Source organism: Kitasatospora sp. NPDC050543 (assembly GCF_044457565.1).
Lineage (GTDB): Bacteria > Actinomycetota > Actinomycetes > Streptomycetales > Streptomycetaceae > Kitasatospora.
In genome coordinates, this window is sequence record NZ_JBITGZ010000006.1 from 225,791 (window position 1) to 245,475 (window position 19,685).

Annotated in this window: 18 protein-coding genes; 9 read left to right on the top strand and 9 right to left on the bottom strand. The window is 73.1% G+C overall.

What is annotated here, in order from left to right; translation table 11 throughout:
• Positions 1–130 precede the first annotated feature (130 nt).
• Positions 131–862: a rhomboid family intramembrane serine protease gene (locus ACIBH3_RS10345; RefSeq protein ID WP_396311501.1), complete on the bottom strand. Its 732-nt coding sequence runs from the start codon at positions 860–862 to the stop codon at positions 131–133.
• A 101-nt stretch (positions 863–963) separates the two neighbouring features.
• Here ACIBH3_RS10345 and ACIBH3_RS10350 point away from each other — a divergent pair, with 101 nt between their 5' ends.
• Entirely contained in the window at positions 964–1,482 is a 519-nt protein-coding gene (locus tag ACIBH3_RS10350) for a YbhB/YbcL family Raf kinase inhibitor-like protein (RefSeq protein ID WP_396311502.1), read from the top strand.
• Between the two features lie 29 nt (positions 1,483–1,511).
• Here the strand turns inward: ACIBH3_RS10350 and ACIBH3_RS10355 are convergent, their stop codons facing one another.
• A complete protein-coding gene (locus tag ACIBH3_RS10355; RefSeq protein ID WP_396311503.1) occupies positions 1,512–2,483 on the bottom strand; it encodes a helix-turn-helix transcriptional regulator in 972 nt (323 codons plus the stop codon).
• 96 nt (positions 2,484–2,579) lie between these two features.
• Here ACIBH3_RS10355 and ACIBH3_RS10360 point away from each other — a divergent pair, with 96 nt between their 5' ends.
• Together ACIBH3_RS10360 and ACIBH3_RS10365 are read left to right on the top strand one after the other, a co-directional pair.
• A complete protein-coding gene (locus ACIBH3_RS10360; RefSeq protein WP_396311504.1) occupies positions 2,580–4,136 on the top strand; it encodes an MFS transporter in 1,557 nt (518 codons plus the stop codon).
• Between the two features lie 106 nt (positions 4,137–4,242).
• Positions 4,243–4,455 (top strand): KTSC domain-containing protein, encoded by a 213-nt coding sequence (locus ACIBH3_RS10365; RefSeq protein WP_396311505.1) that lies wholly within the window; start codon positions 4,243–4,245, stop codon positions 4,453–4,455.
• Positions 4,456–4,528: 73 nt separating this feature from the next.
• Here ACIBH3_RS10365 and ACIBH3_RS10370 read toward each other — a convergent pair whose 3' ends face one another.
• Entirely contained in the window at positions 4,529–5,125 is a 597-nt protein-coding gene (locus ACIBH3_RS10370; protein WP_396311506.1) for an HhH-GPD-type base excision DNA repair protein, read from the bottom strand.
• 246 nt (positions 5,126–5,371) lie between these two features.
• Here ACIBH3_RS10370 and ACIBH3_RS10375 point away from each other — a divergent pair, with 246 nt between their 5' ends.
• Positions 5,372–7,597: an MMPL family transporter gene (locus tag ACIBH3_RS10375; RefSeq protein ID WP_396311507.1), complete on the top strand. Its 2,226-nt coding sequence runs from the start codon at positions 5,372–5,374 to the stop codon at positions 7,595–7,597.
• Positions 7,598–7,742: 145 nt separating this feature from the next.
• A complete protein-coding gene (locus ACIBH3_RS10380) occupies positions 7,743–9,167 on the top strand; it encodes an amino acid permease (protein WP_396311508.1) in 1,425 nt (474 codons plus the stop codon).
• On the opposite strand, the gene ACIBH3_RS10385 is transcribed toward ACIBH3_RS10380, so the two are convergent.
• The 3 genes from ACIBH3_RS10385 to ACIBH3_RS10395 all read right to left on the bottom strand — a co-directional run bounded on the left by ACIBH3_RS10385 (position 9,155) and on the right by ACIBH3_RS10395 (position 12,001).
• Complete coding sequence (locus tag ACIBH3_RS10385; RefSeq protein WP_396311509.1) at positions 9,155–9,823, bottom strand: TetR/AcrR family transcriptional regulator; 669 nt, start codon at positions 9,821–9,823, stop codon at positions 9,155–9,157. The genes ACIBH3_RS10380 and ACIBH3_RS10385 overlap by 13 nt on opposite strands.
• A 73-nt stretch (positions 9,824–9,896) precedes the next feature.
• Positions 9,897–11,129: an MFS transporter gene (locus ACIBH3_RS10390; protein ID WP_396311510.1), complete on the bottom strand. Its 1,233-nt coding sequence runs from the start codon at positions 11,127–11,129 to the stop codon at positions 9,897–9,899.
• On the bottom strand, positions 11,126–12,001 hold the full coding sequence (locus ACIBH3_RS10395; protein ID WP_396311511.1) for a pirin family protein: 876 nt from the start codon (positions 11,999–12,001) through the stop codon (positions 11,126–11,128). Before ACIBH3_RS10395 ends, ACIBH3_RS10390 begins: the two co-directional genes overlap by 4 nt.
• 148 nt (positions 12,002–12,149) lie before the next feature.
• On the opposite strand from ACIBH3_RS10395, the gene ACIBH3_RS10400 reads away from it, so the two are divergent.
• The 3 genes from ACIBH3_RS10400 to ACIBH3_RS10410 all read left to right on the top strand — a co-directional run bounded on the left by ACIBH3_RS10400 (position 12,150) and on the right by ACIBH3_RS10410 (position 15,339).
• A complete protein-coding gene (locus tag ACIBH3_RS10400; RefSeq protein ID WP_396311512.1) occupies positions 12,150–12,734 on the top strand; it encodes an NADPH-dependent FMN reductase in 585 nt (194 codons plus the stop codon).
• Positions 12,735–12,840: 106 nt separating this feature from the next.
• Complete coding sequence (gene lpdA / locus ACIBH3_RS10405) at positions 12,841–14,250, top strand: dihydrolipoyl dehydrogenase (RefSeq protein ID WP_396311513.1); 1,410 nt, start codon at positions 12,841–12,843, stop codon at positions 14,248–14,250.
• A 291-nt stretch (positions 14,251–14,541) separates the two neighbouring features.
• Complete coding sequence (locus ACIBH3_RS10410) at positions 14,542–15,339, top strand: VOC family protein (protein ID WP_396311514.1); 798 nt, start codon at positions 14,542–14,544, stop codon at positions 15,337–15,339.
• A gap of 86 nt (positions 15,340–15,425) precedes the next feature.
• Here ACIBH3_RS10410 and ACIBH3_RS10415 read toward each other — a convergent pair whose 3' ends face one another.
• The gene (locus ACIBH3_RS10415; protein ID WP_396311515.1) at positions 15,426–15,929 is read right to left on the bottom strand and encodes a hypothetical protein; all 504 of its coding nucleotides are present in this window, start codon (positions 15,927–15,929) and stop codon (positions 15,426–15,428) included.
• A gap of 581 nt (positions 15,930–16,510) precedes the next feature.
• Here ACIBH3_RS10415 and ACIBH3_RS10420 point away from each other — a divergent pair.
• Positions 16,511–18,223, top strand: coding sequence for an MFS transporter (locus ACIBH3_RS10420; RefSeq protein ID WP_396311516.1), 1,713 nt, complete (start codon positions 16,511–16,513; stop codon positions 18,221–18,223).
• 143 nt (positions 18,224–18,366) lie between these two features.
• Here ACIBH3_RS10420 and ACIBH3_RS10425 read toward each other — a convergent pair whose 3' ends face one another.
• Complete coding sequence (locus ACIBH3_RS10425; RefSeq protein ID WP_396311517.1) at positions 18,367–18,984, bottom strand: class I SAM-dependent methyltransferase; 618 nt, start codon at positions 18,982–18,984, stop codon at positions 18,367–18,369.
• Between the two features lie 56 nt (positions 18,985–19,040).
• Positions 19,041–19,604, bottom strand: a complete 564-nt coding sequence (locus ACIBH3_RS10430; RefSeq protein ID WP_396311518.1) for a TetR/AcrR family transcriptional regulator — start codon at positions 19,602–19,604, stop codon at positions 19,041–19,043.
• Positions 19,605–19,685: the final 81 nt, after the last annotated feature.

The window sequence follows — 19,685 nt, forward strand, 5'->3', positions numbered from 1 at the left end:
CGCCCCTCCACAATTGGTCTATACCTGGCGGGGCGGGCGGCCCCGGACGGGTGGGGGCCCTGGGCCGGGTGGCGGTGTCGGGCGGCGGGGCGTGTCGGCCGGCGCGAGCCGGGCGCGGGCCGTCGCCGCCTCAGAGCCCCAGGTCCTTCAGCTCCTTGAGCAGCTCGTCCCGGGTGCTCGGCGCCTGCGCCGGTACGGCGTCGGGGCGCGGCGTCCCGGCGCCGGCCCGGGTGCTCCCGGCCCCGGCTGCGGTGCGGCCCGCCCGGTCGCGGAAGATCCACGCCCCGGCCAGCCCGCCGAGCAGCCCACCCAGGTGGCCCAGCCAGCTGACCCCCGGGGTGCCCGGCACGGTCGCCGTGAGGGTGTAGGCGAAGGACGCGCCCATCACCACCCCGATCAGGGTGTCGATCAGGTTCCGGTCGAAGATCCCGCGCAGCACCACGTAGCCGAAGTAGCCGTAGATCACCCCGCTGGCCCCGACCGTCACCACGTTCTGGGCCTCGAACAGCCAGACGGCGGCGCCGCTGGTCAGCGCGACCAGCAGGGTCAGGGCGAGGAACTTCTTCACCCCCCGGTACGCGGCCAGGAACCCGAACACGAACAGCGGGCCCGAGTTGCCCTCCAGATGCTCCCAGTTCACGTGCAGGAACGGTGCGCCGAGCAGGTCCGGCAGCCGGTCCAGGTGCTGCGCGCGGATGCCGTACTCGCCGGTCAGCCGGTAGTCGTCGGCCCAGTTGGCGAGCTGCACCAGCCAGATGACGCCGAGCACGCCGACCATGGTGAAGAACGCTCTGCGCGCCTCCGCGATCATGCGCGCGGGGTCCAGGGTGGTGCTGCCGCTCATGCGGTCGTCCATGGCCATGGTCCCGACTGTAGGCCGAGGTGCGCGGTAGGGGGAGAGGGAGCCCCTAGAGTGATTTCGCCACTGAGCCCGATTCAGCCCTTGGAGAGGTGACCAGCACGATGAGCGTCCGTCCGCCGCTGCCGTACGAGTTCCTGCCGCAGGTGCCGTCCTTCGAGTTGACCAGCCGTGACATCACCGAGGGCGCCGGACTGGCCGAGGAGTTCGCGCACGGCGGTGGGAACCTCTCCCCCCAGCTGGCCTGGTCGGGCTTCCCGGCGCAGACCCGCGGCTTCGCCGTCACCTGCTTCGACCCGGACGCGCCGACCGGCAGCGGCTGGTGGCACTGGCTGGCGCTCAACCTGCCGGGCGACACCACCGAGCTGCCGCGCGGCGCCGGTTCCTCCGACCAGGCGCTGCCCGGCGCGGCGTCCTTCCACGGGCGTAACGACTTCCCCGGGCACAAGTACGACGGCGCCGCCCCGCCGCCCGGGCCGGCCCACCGGTACGCCTTCGCGGTGCACGCCCTGGACCTCGCGGAGCTGGGCGTCACCCGGGACACCCCGGCCGCGCAGATCGGCTTCCACATCACCTTCCACACCCTCGCCCGCGCGGTGATCACGGCCGAGTACAGCGCCTGAGGCCGCGTTCGGGCTCCTGACCGGCCGGCTCAGGCGGTGTCCGCGGTGTCCCCGGTGGCCCGGCCGATCCGGGCGCCGAGGGCGCGCAGGTAGGCGACTAGCTCCGGCGGGTCGTGCACCTCGAAGTCGCAGCCGAGCATGGCCAGCCGGGTCGCCAGCCACTCCAGTGAGTCGGCCCGGCTGTGCAGCCGGCAGCTGTGCTCGTCGATCGGCTCCACCCGGTTCGCCCCACCGATCCGGCGGGCGACGGCCTCGGCCGGCGCGTGCAGGGTCACCACCGCACGGTGGGTGGGCGCGAGCCGGGCCAGTTTGGCGGCGACGTACGCCGCGGCGTCGTTGCCGGGCAGGTCGCGCGGGGTGGCCCGGGCGCCGGTCGGCCAGGGCTCGGTGACCCGGTCGACGCGGAAGATCCGCCAGTCCTCCCGGTCGATGTCGTACGCGACCAGGTACCAGCGCCGGCCCGCCGCGACCAGCCGGTGCGGCTCCACCAGCCGCCGGCTCTCGGCGCCCTCGCCGCTGCGGTAGCCGAAGCGCAGCCGCTCCCGGTTGGTGATCGCCGCCGCGAGGGTGGTCAGGTCCTCGGGGTCCACCGTCGGCCCGTCCCCCATCAGCAGCGGGACGGTGGCCGCGTTCAGCGCGCCGACCCGGTGCCGCAGCCGGGCGGGCAGCACCTGCACCAGCTTGGCCAGCGCCCGGACCGAGGCCTCCTCGATGCCGCCGACGGCGTGCCCGGCCGCCGCGCGCAGGCCGACCGCGATGGCCACCGCCTCCTCGTCGTCCAGCAGCAGCGGCGGCATCGCGGTGCCCGCGATCAGGCGGTAGCCGCCCACCGCGCCCATCGTCGCCTGGACGGGATAGCCGAGCTCGCGCAGCCGTTCGATGTCCCGGCGGATCGTGCGCGCGCTGACCTGGAGGCGCTCGGCGAGTTCGCTGCCCGGCCACTCTCGCGGCGTCTGCAGCAGGGAGAGCAGGTTCAGCAGTCGTGCCGGGGTGTCGGTCATGGAATCCAGAATGCCGTGCATCTGGGACAAGAGCTGTCCTAGATGCCCTCTACCGTTCCCGTTGTGCCGAGGACGAACGAGGAGAGGACGAGCAGGATGACCGTCGAGACAACCGCCGGGACGACGGAGGCCGCCGTCGACCGCCGACGCTGGCTGGCGCTGGCGGTGGTGATGACGGCCTCCTTCATGGACCTGGTCGACGTCACCATCGTCAACATCGCCATCCCCGCCATCCAGCAGGACACCGGCGCTTCGTTCAGCGCCATCCAGTGGGTCACCGGCGGCTACGCGCTCGCCTTCGCGATCGGCCTGATCACCGGAGGCCGCCTCGGTGACATCTACGGCCGCAAGCGGCTCTTCCTGATCGGCATCGGCGGCTTCACCGTCGCCTCCGCCCTCTGCGGCCTGGCCGCCGGCTCCGAGATGCTGGTCGCCACCCGGGTGTTGCAGGGCGCCACGGCGGCGCTGATGGTGCCGCAGGTGCTGTCGATCATCCACTCCACCTTCCCGGCGCACGAGCGCGGCAAGGTGTTCGGGATGTTCGGCGCGATCGTCGGCCTCGGCGCGGTCTCCGGTCCGATGATCGGCGCGCTGCTGACCGAGTGGGACCTCTTCGGGCTGGGCTGGCGCCCGATCTTCCTGATCAACCTGCCCGTCGGTATCGCCGGTGTACTGCTCGGCCGTCGCTTCATCAGCGAGTCGCGGGCGGAGAAGGCGCTGCGCCTGGACCTGATCGGGATGGCGCTGGCCAGCGTCGCCCTGCTGATGCTGCTCTACCCGCTCACCCACGGCCGCGAGGCCGGCTGGCCGCTCTGGGGCTACCTCTCGATGGGCGCCAGCCTGCCGGTCTTCGCGCTGTTCGTCCGCTACGAGCAGATCAAGACCCGGCGGGACGGCTCGCCGCTGGTCGAGCTCTCGCTGTTCCGGATCAAGAGCTTCGCGGCCGGCATCGGCGTGCAGCTGACCTTCGGCGTCGTCACCGGGATCTTCTTCCTGGTCTGGACGCTCTACATGCAGATCGGCCTGGGCTGGAGCGCGCTGCGGGCGGGCACCACGGGCATCCCGTTCTCGATCGCGGTCTCGGCGGCGGCCGGGATGTCGGTGCAGAAGCTGGTGCCCCGCTTCGGGCGCAAGGTGCTCCAGGCGGGCGCCCTGGTGATGGCCTGCGGCGTGCTGCTCTACATCTGGGAGGCCGACCGGTACGCGGGCGGCATCGAGTCCTGGCAGATGGCGCTGCCGCTGGTGGTGATGGGCGCGGGCATGGGCCTGATCGTGGCGCCGATCACCGAGGCGATCCTCTCCGAGGTGCCGCGTGACCACGCGGGCTCGGCCTCCGGGCTGATCAACACCACCGGCCAGCTGGGGATGGCGCTCGGGCTCGGCCTGGTCTCGGTCGCCTTCTTCGGGCAGGTGGACGACGTGGTGGCGCCCGAGCAGGTCGGGCCGGCCTTCACCGCGGCGTTCATCCACGCGATGTGGTGGGTGGCCTCGGTGCTGCTGGTGGTCTTCGCGCTGATGTTCGCGCTGCCCAGGAAGTCTGCGGCGCACGGCGGGCAGGAGCACGGCGAGCAGGCGCAGGACGGCCAGGGCGCGGCCGGGCAGCAGCCGGGCGACGAGGTGCCGGGCAACGAGGTGCCGGTGCTCGTGCACTGACCACCCGTGCGCCGGCCGTACCGCCGCGCAGCAGGGCCCCGGCCACCGGCCGGGGCCCTTCGCACGCCCTGCGCCCGGCAGCCCCGCGTCGCACACTGGGACGGTCATGCAGCGCACTCAGCTGGGGTCCACCGCGATCCGGTCGACCGGGTACGACGCCGCGACGCTGCTGCTGGAGATCGAGTTCACCGGCGGCGGGGTCTACGAGTACGCGGCGGTGCCGGCGAGCGTCCACCGGGCGCTGCTGGACGCGCCCAGCCACGGGCGGTACTTCAACCGGGCGATCCGGGACCACTTCGACTACCGCCGGCTCGGTTGACCGGTTGACCCGCTCACCGGCTCACCGGTTGACCCGCCGGGACGCGTGTGCGGGCGCGGGCGTGGGCGGGATGTCAGGCCTTCTTGGCGGCGGCGGCCTGCTTGGCGGCCTGCTTCGCCGCCTGCTTGGTGGCACGGACCTTGTCCAGCGAGTCGGGCCCGGTGATGTCGGCCACCGAGCGGTAGCAGCCCTGCTCGCCGTACGGGCCGGCCGCCTCCCGCCAGCCCTCCGGCGCCACCTTGAGCTGCTTGCCCAGCAGTGCCAGGAAGATCTGGGCCTTCTGCTTGCCGAAGCCGGGCAGCTCGTTCAGCCGGCGGAGCAGCTCCTTGCCGGTCGCGGCGTCCCGCCAGATGGCCTCCGCGTCGCCGTCGTAGTGCTCGACCAGGTACTGGCACAACTGCTGCACCCGCTTGGCCATCGAGCCCGGGTAGCGGTGCACGGCGGGTTTGGCGGACAGCAGCGCGGCGAAGTCCTCCGGGTCGTGGGCGGCGATCTCGTGCGCGTCCAGGTCGTCCCGGCCCAGCCGCTGCGCGATGGTGTACGGGCCCGAGAATGCCCACTCCATGGGGACCTGCTGATCGAGCAGCATCCCGACCAGGGCGGCGAGCGGGCTGCGGCCGAGCAGCTCGTCCGCCTCCGGGCTCTGGGCCAGCCGAAGCGTGATGTCCATGGGGCTCCTCTCGGTCCTGCTGTCAGTCTCCCGGACGCGGCCGTGGCCTGCCCGCAGGGCGGCCGCGACACGGCCGCGCCGGCCGGGACGCCGGCCGGGCCGGCGCCACGGGCGCCGTGTCCCGCCGAACCCGTTCGGCCGTGTGTTGGTCCGCGGTCGAGGTTCGGCCCGCTACCTATCGTCAGCCCTAGGACAAGCAGATCAGCACACCGCGCTGACCGACGGTCACACCCCCGGGGAGAACGCATGCCATCGCCGACAGAGGGCACCGCCGCCGAAACGCCGGTGGTCGTCAAGCGGGGGCAGTTGCTCAGGCTGGGCGAGTGGTGTGCCCGGCACTGCGTCACCGTCCTGGTGATCTGGCTGCTCGGCCTGGCCGGTCTGCACGTTCTGCAGAACGAGTTCGGCGGTGTCTACGTCGACAACTTCACCCTGCCGGGCACCCAGTCCAACACCGGCCAGCAGGTGCTCCAGGAGAACGCCCCCAGCTCCTCGGGCACCGGCGCGCAGGTCGTCATGCACGACTCGCAGGCGCCGCTGACGGGGGTTCAGAGCCAGATCGATCAGGTCGTCGGCAACCTCCAGCAACTGCCGCACGTGATCTCCGTGGTGAACCCACTGCCGCCGCCCGGCTCCCCGCCCACCGGCGCGATCTCCTCGGACGGCACGATCGGCTACATCACCGTGCGCTTCCAGGCCAACCCCAGCGCCTACGGCGACTCGTACATCGATCTGGTGAACGACGCGGTCGAGCCCCTGCGCGCGGCCGGTATCGACGTCGAGTACGGCGGGCCGCTCGGCGAGGCCGCCCGGCCCGAGACCAAGGACTTCACCAGTGAGGCGATCGGCTTCGCGGTGGCGGTGGTGGTGCTGCTGGTCGGCTTCGGCAGCCTGATCGCCGCGGGTATGCCGCTGGTCACCGCGCTGATCGCGGTGATCGTCGGGTTGAGCTGTCTGAGCCTGCTGGCCGCCCTCACCACCTTCGCCAGCGTGTCGCCGACCCTGGCCACGATGATCGGCCTCGGCGTCGGCATCGACTACGCGCTGTTCCTGATCACCCGTCACCGGCAGCAGGTCATGGACGGCGCCGCCCCGCCGGTGGCGGCGGGCCGGGCGGTGGCCACCAGTGGGCGGGCCGTGCTGGTCTCCGGCTGTACGGTCGTCATCGCGCTGGCCGGCCTGTACGTGTCCAGGGTCAGCTTCATCGGCAAGCTGGGTGCGGCCGCCGCCGTCACCGTGATCACGGCGGTGCTCGGTGCGCTCACCCTGGTGCCCGCGCTGCTCGGCCTGGTCGGCCGCAACATCGACCGCTTCAAGGTCCGCACCCCCGTCGCCGAGGGCACGGTCGGCCTGGACCAGGAGGCGCACGGTGGGTGGCACCGGTACGCCAAGCGGGTGGAGCGGCGCCCGTGGTGGTTCCTGGCCGGTGGTCTCGTGGTGATCGGGATCCTGACGATCCCGTTGTTCTCGATGCGGCTCGGGCACATCGACGACGGCGCCGACCCGATCACCTTCACCGACCGGCGGGCGTTCGACCTGATCAGCGAGGGCTTCGGGCCCGGTGCCAACGGCCCGCTGACCCTCGTGATCGACCAGAGCCAGGTCCCGTCCGGCGACCGGGCCGCGCTGGCCGCCAACGTGCAGCAGGCGCTGACCGGGGTGCCCGGCGCGGCGAGCATCAGCCCGCCGCAGCCCACCGGCAACGGCCAGGCGCTGATCTCCACCGCACTGTCCACGGTGGTGCCGCAGGATGCGGGCACCACCGACCTGTTCAACCACCTCAAGGACGACGTGCTGCCGCAGGCGGTCGCCGGCACCGCCGCGGCCACGTACATCACGGGGACGACGGCCGCCCAGGTCGACTTCCTGGAGCTCATCTCCGAGCGGCTGCCGCTGATCATCGCGGTGGTGGTCGGGCTGGCCTTCCTCATCATCCTGACCGTCTTCCGCGGCCTGCTGGTGGCCGTCAAGGCCGCGGTGCTGAACCTGCTGTCGATCGGCGCCTCGTACGGGGTGGTGGTCGCGGTCTTCCAGTGGGGCTGGGGCGGGCCCGCGCTCGGGGTGAACGGCACGGTGCCGATCGAGAGCTATGTGCCGATGATGATGTTCGCCATCGTCTTCGGGCTGAGCATGGACTACGAGGTCTTCCTGCTCTCCCGGGTGCACGAGGCCTGGATGCGCACGCAGAACGCCGAGGACAGCGTCGCCCACGGGCTGGAGATCACCGCCCGGGTGATCACCTGCGCCGCGCTGATCATGGTCAGCGTCTTCGCGGCCTTCATCCTCAGTGACAACATCGTGGTCAAGATGCTGGGGCTGGGCCTGGCGGTGAGCGTGCTGGTGGACGCCACGGTGGTGCGGCTGCTGCTGGTGCCGGCGGTGATGACGCTGCTCGGCGCGCGTGCCTGGTGGCTGCCGCGCTGGCTGGACCGGATCCTGCCGCACGTGGACACCGAGGGCGAGGCGGTCTGAGCCGCCGCGTCCGGCCCGGCCACCCCCGGCCCCCGGCCCCCGGCCACCCCCGGCCCGGCCGTCTCGCGGGGCAGACCCGACTTGATCACACCGCCCGCCGGGCAGGAAGATCTCCCGCCGGTGCACGACGACCTCGGGGGAGACCATGCCAGCATCAGAGACCGCCCTGTCCACGGGCCTGAGACAGCGTCATCTGGCGATGATCGCCCTCGGCGGCGCGATCGGCGCGGGCCTGTTCGTCGGGTCCGGGCAGGGCATCGCCCAGGCGGGCCCCGGCATCGTCCTCTCGTACGCGCTGGCCGGGCTGCTCACCATGCTGGTGATGCGGATGCTGGGGGAGATGTCCGCGGCCCGGCCGGCCACCGGCTCGTTCGCCGAGCACGCGGCCCGGGCGCTAGGTCCGTGGGCCGGGCTGCTGGCCGGGTGGATGTACTGGGCCCTGCTGGTGGTGAGCGTCGCGGCGGAGGCGATCGGGGCCGCGCGGATCATGACCGGCTGGATACCCGCGATACCGGCCTGGCTCTGGGTGGCGGCGTTCGTGACCGCCTTCACCGCGAGCAACCTGGTGGGGGTGCGGTACTTCGGTGAGCTGGAGTTCTGGTTCGCGGGGGTGAAGATCGCCGCGATCTGCGCCTTCCTCGCGCTCGGTGCGGCCGCCGTGGCCGGCCTGCTCCCGGGCCACCCCGCGCCGGGCCTGGCGCACCTCACCGGGGACGGCGGCTTCCTGCCGCGCGGCTGGCACGGCGTGGCGCTGGGCACGGTGGCGGCGGTGTTCGCGTTCGGCGGGCTGGAGACCGTCACCATCGCGGCCGCCGAGTGCCCCGACCCCGTCCTCGCGGTGCGCCGGGCGGTGCGCTCGGTGGTCTGGCGGGTCAGCCTCTTCTACCTCGGGTCGATGGCCGTGATCGTCACCCTGGCGCCGTGGGACGACCCGGCGCTGGCGCTCAGCCCGTACGCGGCGACCATCGGCCGGATCGGTGTGCCCGGTGCGGCGGACGTGATGAACGCGGTGGTGCTGATCGCCCTGCTCTCGGCGATGAACGCCAACATCTACGGCTCCTCGCGGATGCTGTTCTCGCTGGTGGAGCGCGGTTTCGCGCCTCGTGTGCTGGGCCGGGCCCCCGGCGGGGTGCCGCGGGCGGCGGTGCTCGCCTCGGCGGCCTTCGGGTTCGTCTCGGTGGTGCTCAGCCTGATCTGGCCGCGCACCGTGTTCCCGTTCCTGCTGAACTCGATCGGGGCGGCGATCCTGGTGCTCTGGGCCCTGATCGCCGCCTCCCAGTTGCGGCTTCGGCGCATCCACTCACGGGAAGCCCCCGCACCGCTGGTGGTGCGGATGTGGGGCTTCCCGTATCTGATCTGGGCCGCGCTGGCGGCGATCGGGGGCGTGCTGGTCTTCATGCTCGCCGACGACGAGAGCCGGGTCCAGGTGCTCTGCACCGGCGCCTGGACGGCCGTGCTGTTGCTCTGCGGCTGGTGGCGGCGGGTGCGCGGCAGCGCCGCCACCGCTGTCGCCACCTCTGACTCCGCCGCCTCCGCCGCCGACTCCGCGGTGGCCGGCTATGCCGCGTAGCGGGCCAGGAAGAGGTCCACGCCGGAGGTGATCTGCCGGGTCAGCTCGGCGTCGTCCAGTTCGGCCTCGGGCCGGAAGGTCCGTACCAGCTGGGGGACGCCGACGGTCGTGGCGACCAGCTGCTGCACGGCCAGCGCCGGGTCGGGCGCGTCGAGCACGCCGCGCTCGCTCAGCTCGGTGAAGGCCTCGATCAGCGGCCCGTTGTTCATGTCGTAGCTGACGCGGTACCAGAGCTGTCCGAGCTGCGGGAAGCGGTCGATCTCGCCGATCACCAGGCGCCGCAGCGACATGATGTCCGGGCGCAGCAGGATCCGGGTCCAGTCCAGGGTCAGCGTGATCAGCGCGGCCCGCAGGTCGGGGGCGGTGGCGATGGTGGAGTTGAAGGGCTTCAGGTCGTTGTAGGTCGTCGGCAGTATGCCGCCGACGACGGCGAGGAAGAGCCGCTCCTTGTTGCCGAAGTGCTTGTAGATGGTGGCCTTGGAGACCCCGGAACGGCTGGTGATCGCGTCCATCGAGGCCGCCGAGTACCCCTCGCGCAGGAACTCCGCCAGGGCGGCGTCGATGATCGCCTGCCGCTTGCGCTGGGCCGCGTCGGAGGGGTCCGGGATGATCGGGATGCCGTACTCGTCCACCGGGCCGGAGGGGTCGTCTGCCATCGGTCTTCCTCTGTTCGCGGGCTGTTCGCGGCTGTCCACGGGCTGTCGACGGGCTGTCCGCGGGCGGGGCTGCTCAGTATATGAACTGAACCGTTTGGTATGCCAGTGAGGCGAGTGCCGGCCCCGCCGCGACCCCGAGCAGGAAAGCCAGATTGAACAGGCCGATCGCCGGACCGTGCCGCTCGGGCGGCAGGCCCTCGGCGGCGGCGCCGTTGAGGACGGCCTGCCCGGCGGAGGTCACCAGCGCGCTGAGCGAGGAGCCCAGCACCACCACCGCGGCCCACGGCCCGAACGCGGCCAGCGCCGTCGCCACGAGGGAGCCGGCGGCGATCAGCGTGTCGGTCCGTCGCCGGCCCAGCGCGGGTGCCGACCTGATCAGCGTCCAGGAGAGCAGTGCGCCGGCCAGCGCCGTCACCGCGGCCACCGCGCCGGTGTGCACCTGGCTCCAGCCGGTGAGCGCGGCGATCCGCCTGGGTGCCGCGTAGACCAGCGCGAAGTTGACGGTGGAGACCGCCAGCATCAGCGCGGCCGCGCGGCGGAAGGGCCGCTCGCGCAGTACGTCCCGGGGCAGCAGGCCGGAGCGCTGGGCGGGGGTGGCGGCGGGCGGGCCGGCCAGGCGCAGGACGGCCGGGATGGCGAGCAGGCCGAGCAGTGGGAGCACCAGCGTCAGCTGCCAGTGCACCGCCTGGGCGATCACCGCCCCGGCGAACAGCCCGGTGGTGCCGCCCGCCGCGCTGCCGATCGAGACCAGTCCGGCGATCCGGCCGGCGCGGCGCGGGTCCGGTCCGCCGTCACCACGGGTGGGGCGTCCGGCCAGCTGGAAGGCGGCGATGTTGAGGCCGGCGGCGCCGGCCGCCTCCACCGTCCGGCCGATCACCAGGACCGGCAGCGAGCGGGTGGCCAGCACGATCAGCACGCCCAGGACGATCAGGGCGGCCCCGGCCAGCAGCAGCCGTCGTGGGCCGCGGCGGCCGGCGGTGGCCGAGAGCAGCGGGGTGCCGGCCGCCATGCCCAGGCCGTACGCCGTCATCAGCCAGGCCGCCGAGGAGGGGGTGGCGTGCAGGGCCTCGGCAACGGCGGGCAGGGCGAGGCTCGGGCCGGAGACACCCATCGCGGTGGGGGCGGCGACGGCGGCGAGCAGGGCGCCCTCGGTGGCCCAGGAGCGCCGGGCCCGGGCGGCGCCGGGGTTGCCGGGCAGGGTGGTGGCGTGGTGCGGGGTGGTGGGGTGCTCGGCGGACGGGCTGTGCGGGAGTGGCTCCGGCCGGGCGGTGATGTGCTTCGCGGTGAGGGTGGAGGACCTGGTCACGGTGTCAGATCCCCCATCAGGCCGAGGGCGTGATCGCGCTGCGCCTGGAGGAGCTCGTCGGTGGTGTTCATCACGAAGGGCCCGCTGCGGGCGACGCTTTCGCCGATCGGCTCGCCGGTCAGCACCAGCACCTCGGCCGGCCCGCGCGGGGCCGTGACGACGATCCGCTCGCCGTCACCGGCGAGCACGGCCAGCCGGCCGTCCGGGAGGTGGGCGTCCGGCAGCGCCGCCTCGCCCGCCAGCACGTAGACGGCGGCGTTGTGCCCGGCGGGGGCGGGGAACTCGGCCCGGCCGCCGGCTGCCAGCCGGGCGTGCACCACCAGGACTGGGACATGGGTGTCGAACGGCCCGCTCACCCCGTGGGTGCGGCCGGCGATCACCTTCAGCTCGCTGCCGTCGGCCGTCCGCACCGCCGGGATCTCCTCGGCGGAGCGGGTGCGGGTGCGCGGCGGGAGGGACTTGAGGGCGGCCGGGAGGTTCACCCAGATCTGGAGGTTGTGCTGGCGGCCGCCGCGGGCGAGGAACTCCCGGGTGGGCATCGCCGAGTGGACGATTCCCGATCCTGCGGTGAGCCACTGGACGGCGCCGGGCGGGACGACGCCCCGGTGGCCCTGTGAGTCGGCGTACTCGATGTCGCCGTCCAGGACGTAGGCGATGGTCTCGAAGCCGCGGTGCGGGTGCGGGGGAGCGCCCTTGGCCTCGCCCGGGGCGAGGTCGATCGGACCGACCTGATCAACCATCAGGAATGGGTCCAGTAAGGGCTGTTCGGGGATGGGGAAGGGGCGGCGGACGGGGAATCCCGCGCCCTCCAGCGTGTGGACGGGCAGGGAGACGTGGGCGGTCGAGCGGACCTGGGGGGTCGAGGTGTCCATGTCGCGAGTGAACTATACGATTCAGTTCATAGTCAAGACTGAACTGTCTGGTTGACATGCCTGAACCGATCGGTTTAGGTTCTGCGATGTCGAGACCGACCGACCCGCCGGGGCCGGCCGGCACCACGCACACCGAAGGAGCATCACCGTGACCACATCCAAGATCATCGCCATCTCCGGCTCGCTGCGCGCCGACTCGCACAACACCCTGCTGCTGCGCGCCGCCCAGAAGTTCGACCCCGGCAGCGCCGAGATCGAGATCTACGACGGCCTGCGCGAGATCCCCCCGTACGACCAGGACCTCGACAACCCCGAGCAGCGCCCCGCCGTCGTCAACGACCTGCGCCGCCGGGTGCTGGAGGCCGACGGCCTGCTGATCGCCACGCCGGAGTTCAACTACTCCATCCCCGGCGCGCTCAAGAACGCCATCGACTGGCTGAGCACCGACTTCACCGGGACGGAGGGCCAGCCGCTGAGCCGCAAGCCCACCGCCGTCATGGGCGCCGCTCCCACCAACTTCGGCTCCGTCCGCGCCCAGCTCGCCCTGCGCCAGGTCTTCGTCTGGACCGAGAGCGACATCGTGGTGAAGCCCGAGGTGGTCGTCTTCCGCTCGCACGAGCGCTTCGACGCCGAGGGCAACCTCACCGACGAGACGACGATCGCGCTGCTCCAGGACCTGCTCACGGCCCTGCACCGGAAGATCGCCGTCGCCCGGGCCGCCCGCGTGGGCTGACCGGCGGACGCGATCCGGGAACTCTCCCGGCCCTGCCGCCCCGTACCGCGTGAGCGTCCGCGATCATTGCAAGCCGAAGAGCCCACCGCGGGAACGAGGATGCATCATGAGCACCACGCACTACGACGTCGTTGTCCTGGGCGCCGGCCCCGGCGGCTACACCGCAGCCGTGCGCTCGGCCCAGCTGGGGCTGCGCACCGCCGTCATCGAGCAGAAGTACTGGGGCGGCGTCTGCCTGAACGTCGGCTGTATCCCGTCGAAGGCGCTGCTGCGCAACGCGGAGCTGGCGCACATCTTCACCAAGGAGGCGAAGACCTTCGGCATCAAGGTCGAGGGGCAGGTCAGCTTCGACTACGCCGAGGCGTACCGCCGCAGCCGCAAGGTCGCCGACGGCCGGGTCAGCGGCGTGCACTACCTGATGAAGAAGAACGGCATCACCGAGTACGACGGCCGCGGCACCTTCGTGGACGACCGCACCCTTCAGGTCGCGCTGACGGCCGGCGGCTTCGAGACCGTCACCTTCGACCACTGCGTCATCGCCGCCGGCGCCACCACCCGGCTGCTGCCGGGCACCGCGCTGAGCGAGCGCGTGGTCACGTACGAGGAGCAGATCCTCACCGAGGCGCTGCCGGAGAGCATCATCATCGCCGGCGCCGGCGCGATCGGCGTCGAGTTCGCGTACGTGCTGCACAACTACGGCGTGAAGGTCACCATCGTCGAGTTCCTGGACCGGGTGGTGCCGCTGGAGGACGCCGACGTCTCCGCCGAGCTGGCCAAGCAGTACCGCAAGCTCGGGATCGAGATCCTCACCTCGACCCGGGTGGAGTCGATCGACGACAGCGACCCGGCCGCGAAGGTCCGGGTGACGGTCACGCGCGGCGGCGAGCAGCAGGTCCTGGAGGCGGACAAGGTCCTCCAGGCGATCGGCTTCGCACCCCGGGTGAACGGCTACGGCCTGGAGAACACCGGCGTCAAGCTCACCGAGCGCGGCGCGATCGACGTGGACGGGCGCGGGCGCACCAACGTGCCGCACATCTTCGCCATCGGCGATGTGACGGCCAAGCTGATGCTCGCGCACGCCGCGGAGGCGATGGCCGTGATCGCCGCCGAGACGATCGCCGACGCGGAGACCATGGAGGTGGACTTCCCCATGATCCCGCGCGCCACCTACTGCCAGCCGCAGATCGCCAGCTTCGGCTGGACCGAGGCGCAGGCCCGGGAGCAGGGCTACGACGTCAAGGTCGCCAAGTTCCCGTTCACGGCGAACGGCAAGGCCCACGGGCTCGGCCACCCGGTCGGCTTCGTGAAGGTGATCAGCGACGCCAAGTACGGCGAGCTGCTCGGTGCGCACCTGATCGGCCCCGAGGTGACGGAGCTGCTGCCGGAGCTCACGCTGGCGCAGCAGTGGGACCTGACGGTGCACGAGGTGGCGCGCAACGTGCACGCCCACCCGACCCTGGGTGAGGCGGTCAAGGAGGCGATCCACGGGCTGGCCGGACACATGATCAACATGTGACGTCCCGGGCGCGTCCCGCCGTTCCACCGTCCCGCCGTCGGTTCGTCCTGCCGGTCCGGGCGTGGGGCGGTCCCGACCGTCCCCGCCGCGCCGGGTGCTGCTCCCCGGCGCGGCGGGGCACTCCCTGCCCCGCTGCCCGCCGTCCGCCGCGGCCCGCGGCGTCGTCACCCGGGCGGCCCGGCGGCGCGGGCGGTGGCCGGCCGGACCGGGGTGTCTTCCCGCGCGCATCCGCAGGTGACTGGCTAGCGTGACAAATCGGACCAGTCACCGCGCAGCAGGGAGATCAGAGTCGTGAATGTGCAAGCAGAGGGCATGCCGTGCTGGGTCGACGCGATGTTCACCGACGTGGAGGGCGCGAAGAGCTTCTACGGTGACGTGCTCGGCTGGACGTTCGCCGAGGCCTCGTCCGAGTACGGCGGCTACACGCAGGCGTACCGCGGCGGCAAGGCGGTGGCCGCCGTCGTCCCGCCGATGCCCGGGCAGGAAGGCCAGTCGGCCTGGTGCCTGTATCTGGCCTCCCCGAACGCCGCAGCCGCCGCGGAGCGGATCAGCGCCAACGGCGGCGAGGTGATGATGGGGCCGATGCAGGTCGGCGACTTCGGCACGATGGTGATCGCGAAGGACCCGGGCGGTGTCGTCTTCGGGGTCTGGCAGGGCGGCGTCCACAAGGGCTTCGAGAAGATCGGCGAGACCGGCGCCTTCGCCTGGGCCGAGGTCTACACCCGCGCACCCGAGAAGTCGGACGCCTTCTTCCCCGCCGTCTTCCCGTACAAGGTGAAGCGGATGGAGGACGAGAAGATCGACTTCAAGATCCTCAACCTCGGTGACGACGCCGTGCTGGGGCGGATGAAGATGACGGACGACTTCCCGGCCGAGGTTCCGCCGTACATCAACGTGTACTTCGCGGTCGACGACTGCGACGCGGCCATCGCCAAGGCGACCGCGCGCGGCGCGACCGTGCACTTCGGGCCGATGGACAGCCCGTTCGGCCGGTTCGCGGCACTGAGTGATCCGCAGGGCGCCGCCTTCTCCGTGATCGACATGGGGACGGCCAAGGGCGACATGCCCAAGCTGACCGACGAGAGCTGACCGACACGTCCTGAGCGAGGCCCGCCGATCCTGCCGCGGTGGACGGGCGAGCGGCCGCTCGCCCGTCCGGCCGCGCCGCCGGCGGCTCAGTTGCCGCAGAAGATCAGGAAGCAGGTGGGCTTGGGCGTCGCCGTCCCGGTCGGCTTCGGGGTGCCGGTCGGGGGCGCGGAGGTGGGGCGGCCCGGCTGCGAGGTGGGCGCCGTGGTCACCGGCCCGCCGGTGGGCGCCGGCTCGGGCGCCCGGTCCGACGGGCCGCCCGGGGCGGCGCTCTCGGCCGAGGGCCGCGCGGAGGGCGAGGCGGACGAGGGCCGCGGGCTGGGGCGGGCGCTGCCCGACTGCTGCGGCGCGGGCGCCGCCGAGCCGCCGGTCGCGGCGGTCGCGGACGAGGTCGCCGCAGTGCTCCCGGCCGTCGCCACGGGCTGTCCGGTGCCGGCCGGAGCCGCCGGAGCCGTCGTGCCGTCCGCGCTGTTGGAGGACAGCAGCGCCGCACCCACGCCCGCCGCCAGCAGCAGCGCCGCCGAGGCGGCCAGCACCCGCCGCCCGGACGCCGGCCCGCGCCGGCTCCGGCCCCGGCGGGGCGCGAGCGGCACGGCCGTACCCGGAGGCGGGGCGAACTGCCCGCGGGCCTCCGGCCGGGCGGGCAACGGCTCGGCGGGGGATCCCGGTGCCGAACCCGAGGGGACACCACACCCGGGACAGGACAGGGCACCGTTGAGATGACGGCGGCAGGACGCGCAGTAGTCCATGTGATCTTTCCGTACCTTGCCCGCCGCCGGGTCCCGCCGGCGGTAGCGCGCGGGTCGCACACGACGTTGTGTGCAACGCGACGATGTGTGCCGCGAGCGTAGGCAGCCCGGCGGCCCGGGAACCAGACGTTCCCTGTGAGGCTTCCGAGGAGATCGGGAGCCCGCGGTGGATGAACCGTGCGCTCACCGAAGCAGGCTCCGGCGCCTGCCCGGGACCCGGGCGCCGAACCGCCGGAAGCGGGCGTTGACCTGCCGGAATCTGCGCGCCGATCCGGCGGGAGGCGGGCGCCGATCCGCGCGAGTGGCGCGCGGGCGGGCCCGCGCCCGGGGGGTTTCCGGTGCCCGCGCGGTGTGTCCGCCCCCGGCCGGGCGCGAGGCGGTGTCTGCTGTTCCCTGTCACCCCGGTTCGTGCAGAGAGAGACGCGATGACCAGCTGGGAGCCGGCGCCCCCTGCCACCGCCGGGTACCCCGGCCGCCTCCCGTGGCCGGCGGCGCTGCGCCATCCGGTGCTGGCCGCGGCCCTGCTCGCCCTTGTCCTGCACGGGGTGTGGGCGCTGTTCCTCGCGTCCGACGCGGGGGATCTGGCGGCCCAGTACGCGTGGACGGAATTCACCAGGCGCAACCCCGACTCCGCCTACAACCTGTCCTGGTACGGCGGGATGCACACCGCCTCCTACAGCCTGCTCTCGCCGTACCTGATGAGCTGGCTCGGCGTCCGCACCACCGCCGTACTCGCCGGCACGCTCGCCGCCGCGCTGGCCGCCGGGCTGCTGATACGGGCACCGGTCGCCCGTCCGCTGCCCCCGGCGCTGTGGACCGCGCTCGCCCTGTGGTGCAACATCGGCTCCGGCCGGGTGACCTTCGCCGTCGGGGTGACCTTCGCGCTGGCGGCGGTCGCGCTGCTCTACCCGCGGCCCGGGCCCCGGCCGGTCGCGCGCCTGGCGGCCGTCCTGCTGCTCGCGGTGCTCGCCACCACGGCCAGCCCGGTCGCCGGGGTGTTCCTGGAGGTGGCCGCCGCCGCGCTGTGCCTCACCCGACGCCGCCGGGACGCCCTGGTGCTGGCGACCGGCCCGGCGCTCGTCATGGCCGGCACCGCGGTGGTCTTCCCCTTCCACGGCGTCCAGCCCTTCGAGTGGTACCTCGCCGTGCCACTGGTCGCCACAGCCTGCTACCTCGCCCTGCTGGTGCCGGCGCCCTGGCGCACCCTGCGGATCGGCGCCGCCGTCTACGCGGGCGGCATCGTCCTGACCTGGGCGGTGCCCTCGCCGATCGGCAGCAACGTGGAGCGCCTGTCGCTGCTGTTCGCCGCCACCGTGGTGCTCATCGTGTTGCTGGAACACACGCCGAACCCGTTCGCGCCGGGGGCCCGCCCGGCGCCGCGGCTGCGGGCGTTCGCCGCCGGCGCGGCGTTCCTGGCGCTCGCGAGCTGGCAGGTCGCCAAGCCCGTCGGCGACCTGCTGGTCACCGCGCCGCTGTCCCGGACGGCGCCCGTCACCGGGCCGCTGATCGACGAGCTGCGCCGCCTGGGCGCCGACCGGAGCAGGGTCGAGGTCGTCCCGCTGCGCTCGCACCGGGAGGCCTCCGGCATCGCGCCGTACGTCAACCTCGCGCGGGGCTGGAACCGGCAGGTCGACGTCGTCCGCAACCCGCTCTTCTACGACGGCACGCTCACCTCGGACTCGTACCACGCCTGGCTGCGGCACTGGGGCGTCGGCTACGTCGTCCTGCCGGTGGACCGGCCGGACGACGCCGCGGTGGCCGAGGCCGAGATCGTCGCGGCGGGCCACGGCTGGCTCAGCCCGGTCTGGCAGGACGAACGCTGGCGGCTCTACCAGGTCGCCGACTCAGCGCCGCTGGCCGACCCGCCCGCGACCGTGCGGGAGGCCGGCCCCGCCGCGATGACGGTCGACGTCCCCCGGGCCGGGGCGGTGCTGCTGCGGATCCCGTGGTCGCCCTGGCTGGGTGTCGAGGGCGACGGCGAGCGCACCCGCGGCTGCCTCGCCGAAGCCGGCGAGTGGACGGTGCTCCACGCCAGCGAGCCCGGCACCTACCGGATCGGCGGCCGCTACGGCCTGACCCGCGGCAGCCCCTGCCTCCATCTGCCCCCCGCCGCCGGCCCCGCCCCGCCCGCCGGCTGACCCGCCCGCCGGCTGACCCGCCCGTCGGTTTACCCGCCCGGGGCGGCGCGGCGGGCGCGGTGCGCCGAGGGATCGGGCGAACCGCGAGGCGCATGTCCTGCTGGGAGCCAGGCCGGCCGGTCGGCGCGGGCCGGGGGCCGCCGTCAGGGGGAGACGGCGGTGCCGAGGGAGTCGGCGCCGAGCGGTTTGGGGGCGCCCTTCTCGTAGAAGACCTCGACGTCCTCGACGGTGAAGCCCGCCGCCGTCAGCAGCTCGACGATCGGCCGGGTGAGGTGGCACCCGCCGAAGACCCGTTGCTCCAGCGGGTCGAGGCGCCGCTGCCAGCGTCGGACGTCCTCGTCCGGGGCCAGGCCGTGCTCGATGAAGTGCAGCTTCGCACCGGGCTTGAGGACGCGCCGCACCTCACGCAGGGCGGCGGCGGCGTCCGGGATGGTGCAGAGCGTCCAGGTGGACAGCGCGGCGTCGTAGCTGTCGTCCGCGAACGGCAGCACCTGCCCGTCCAGCGCCGCCCGGTGCACCGGGACGCCGGCCCTGGCCAGACGCTTGCCGGCCAGCCGCCACCCGAGGTCGGACGGCTCGACCGCGTCCACCCGGGAGACCTCGGGTGGGTAGAAGGGGACGTTGAGCCCCGACCCGAACCCGATCTCGATCACGTCGCCCGCCAGACCCGCGCACACCCGCCGGCGCAGCCGGTCGGCCTCGCCCATCCCGCAGGCGACGTTGATGATCCGCGGGAGGACCTGCTCGGTGTAGAGCCCCATCGCAACCTCCGTGCTCCGTCACCAGTCTGGCACCGGGCGCCGCCCGCCGCCCGGCCTCAGGAGAAGGAGTCGATCCAGTCCTCCAGGCGCCTGATCTGGCCTGCCATCAGCTCGGGGTCCCGGAAGGTGTTGGTGAGCAGCGAGATCCCTTGGTACGAGGCGATCAGGGCGACCGCGAGGTCGCGGGCGTCGCTCCGGCCCATCGTGCGGAACTGTTGCTCGGCCCAGTCGATCAGGAGCTGCATGACCGTCGCGGCGGTGCGGTCCAGTCCGTCCTCGCGCTTGCCGAGCTCGGAGGAGAGCGACCCGAACGGGCAGCCGTAGCGGGCAGCCGTCTCGCGCTGCTCCGCCCACCCTCCCAGCAGTGCCTTCAGCCGCTCCTGCGGGGTCGGGAGCTGGTCGAGCTCCTCGGTCACCGAGCGCAGGCCCTCCGCGTGCGCCTCGATCGCCGCCTCGACGAGCTGGTCCTTGGTCTTGAAGTAGTAGTAGACGTTGCCCACGGGCACGTAGGCCGCGCGCGCGATGTCGGCGAGCGTCGTCTTCTCGACTCCCTGTTCGTGCAACACCCGGGATGCGGCCAGTGCCAGCCGCTCCCGCTTGCCCGGTTGTGCTCCGGCCATGCCGCCACGCCCCCTGGGGATAGTCAGTCGTCTGACTCAGAAGTGTAGACAGCGCCGGAGTCGCTTGCTAGCCTCGCCGTC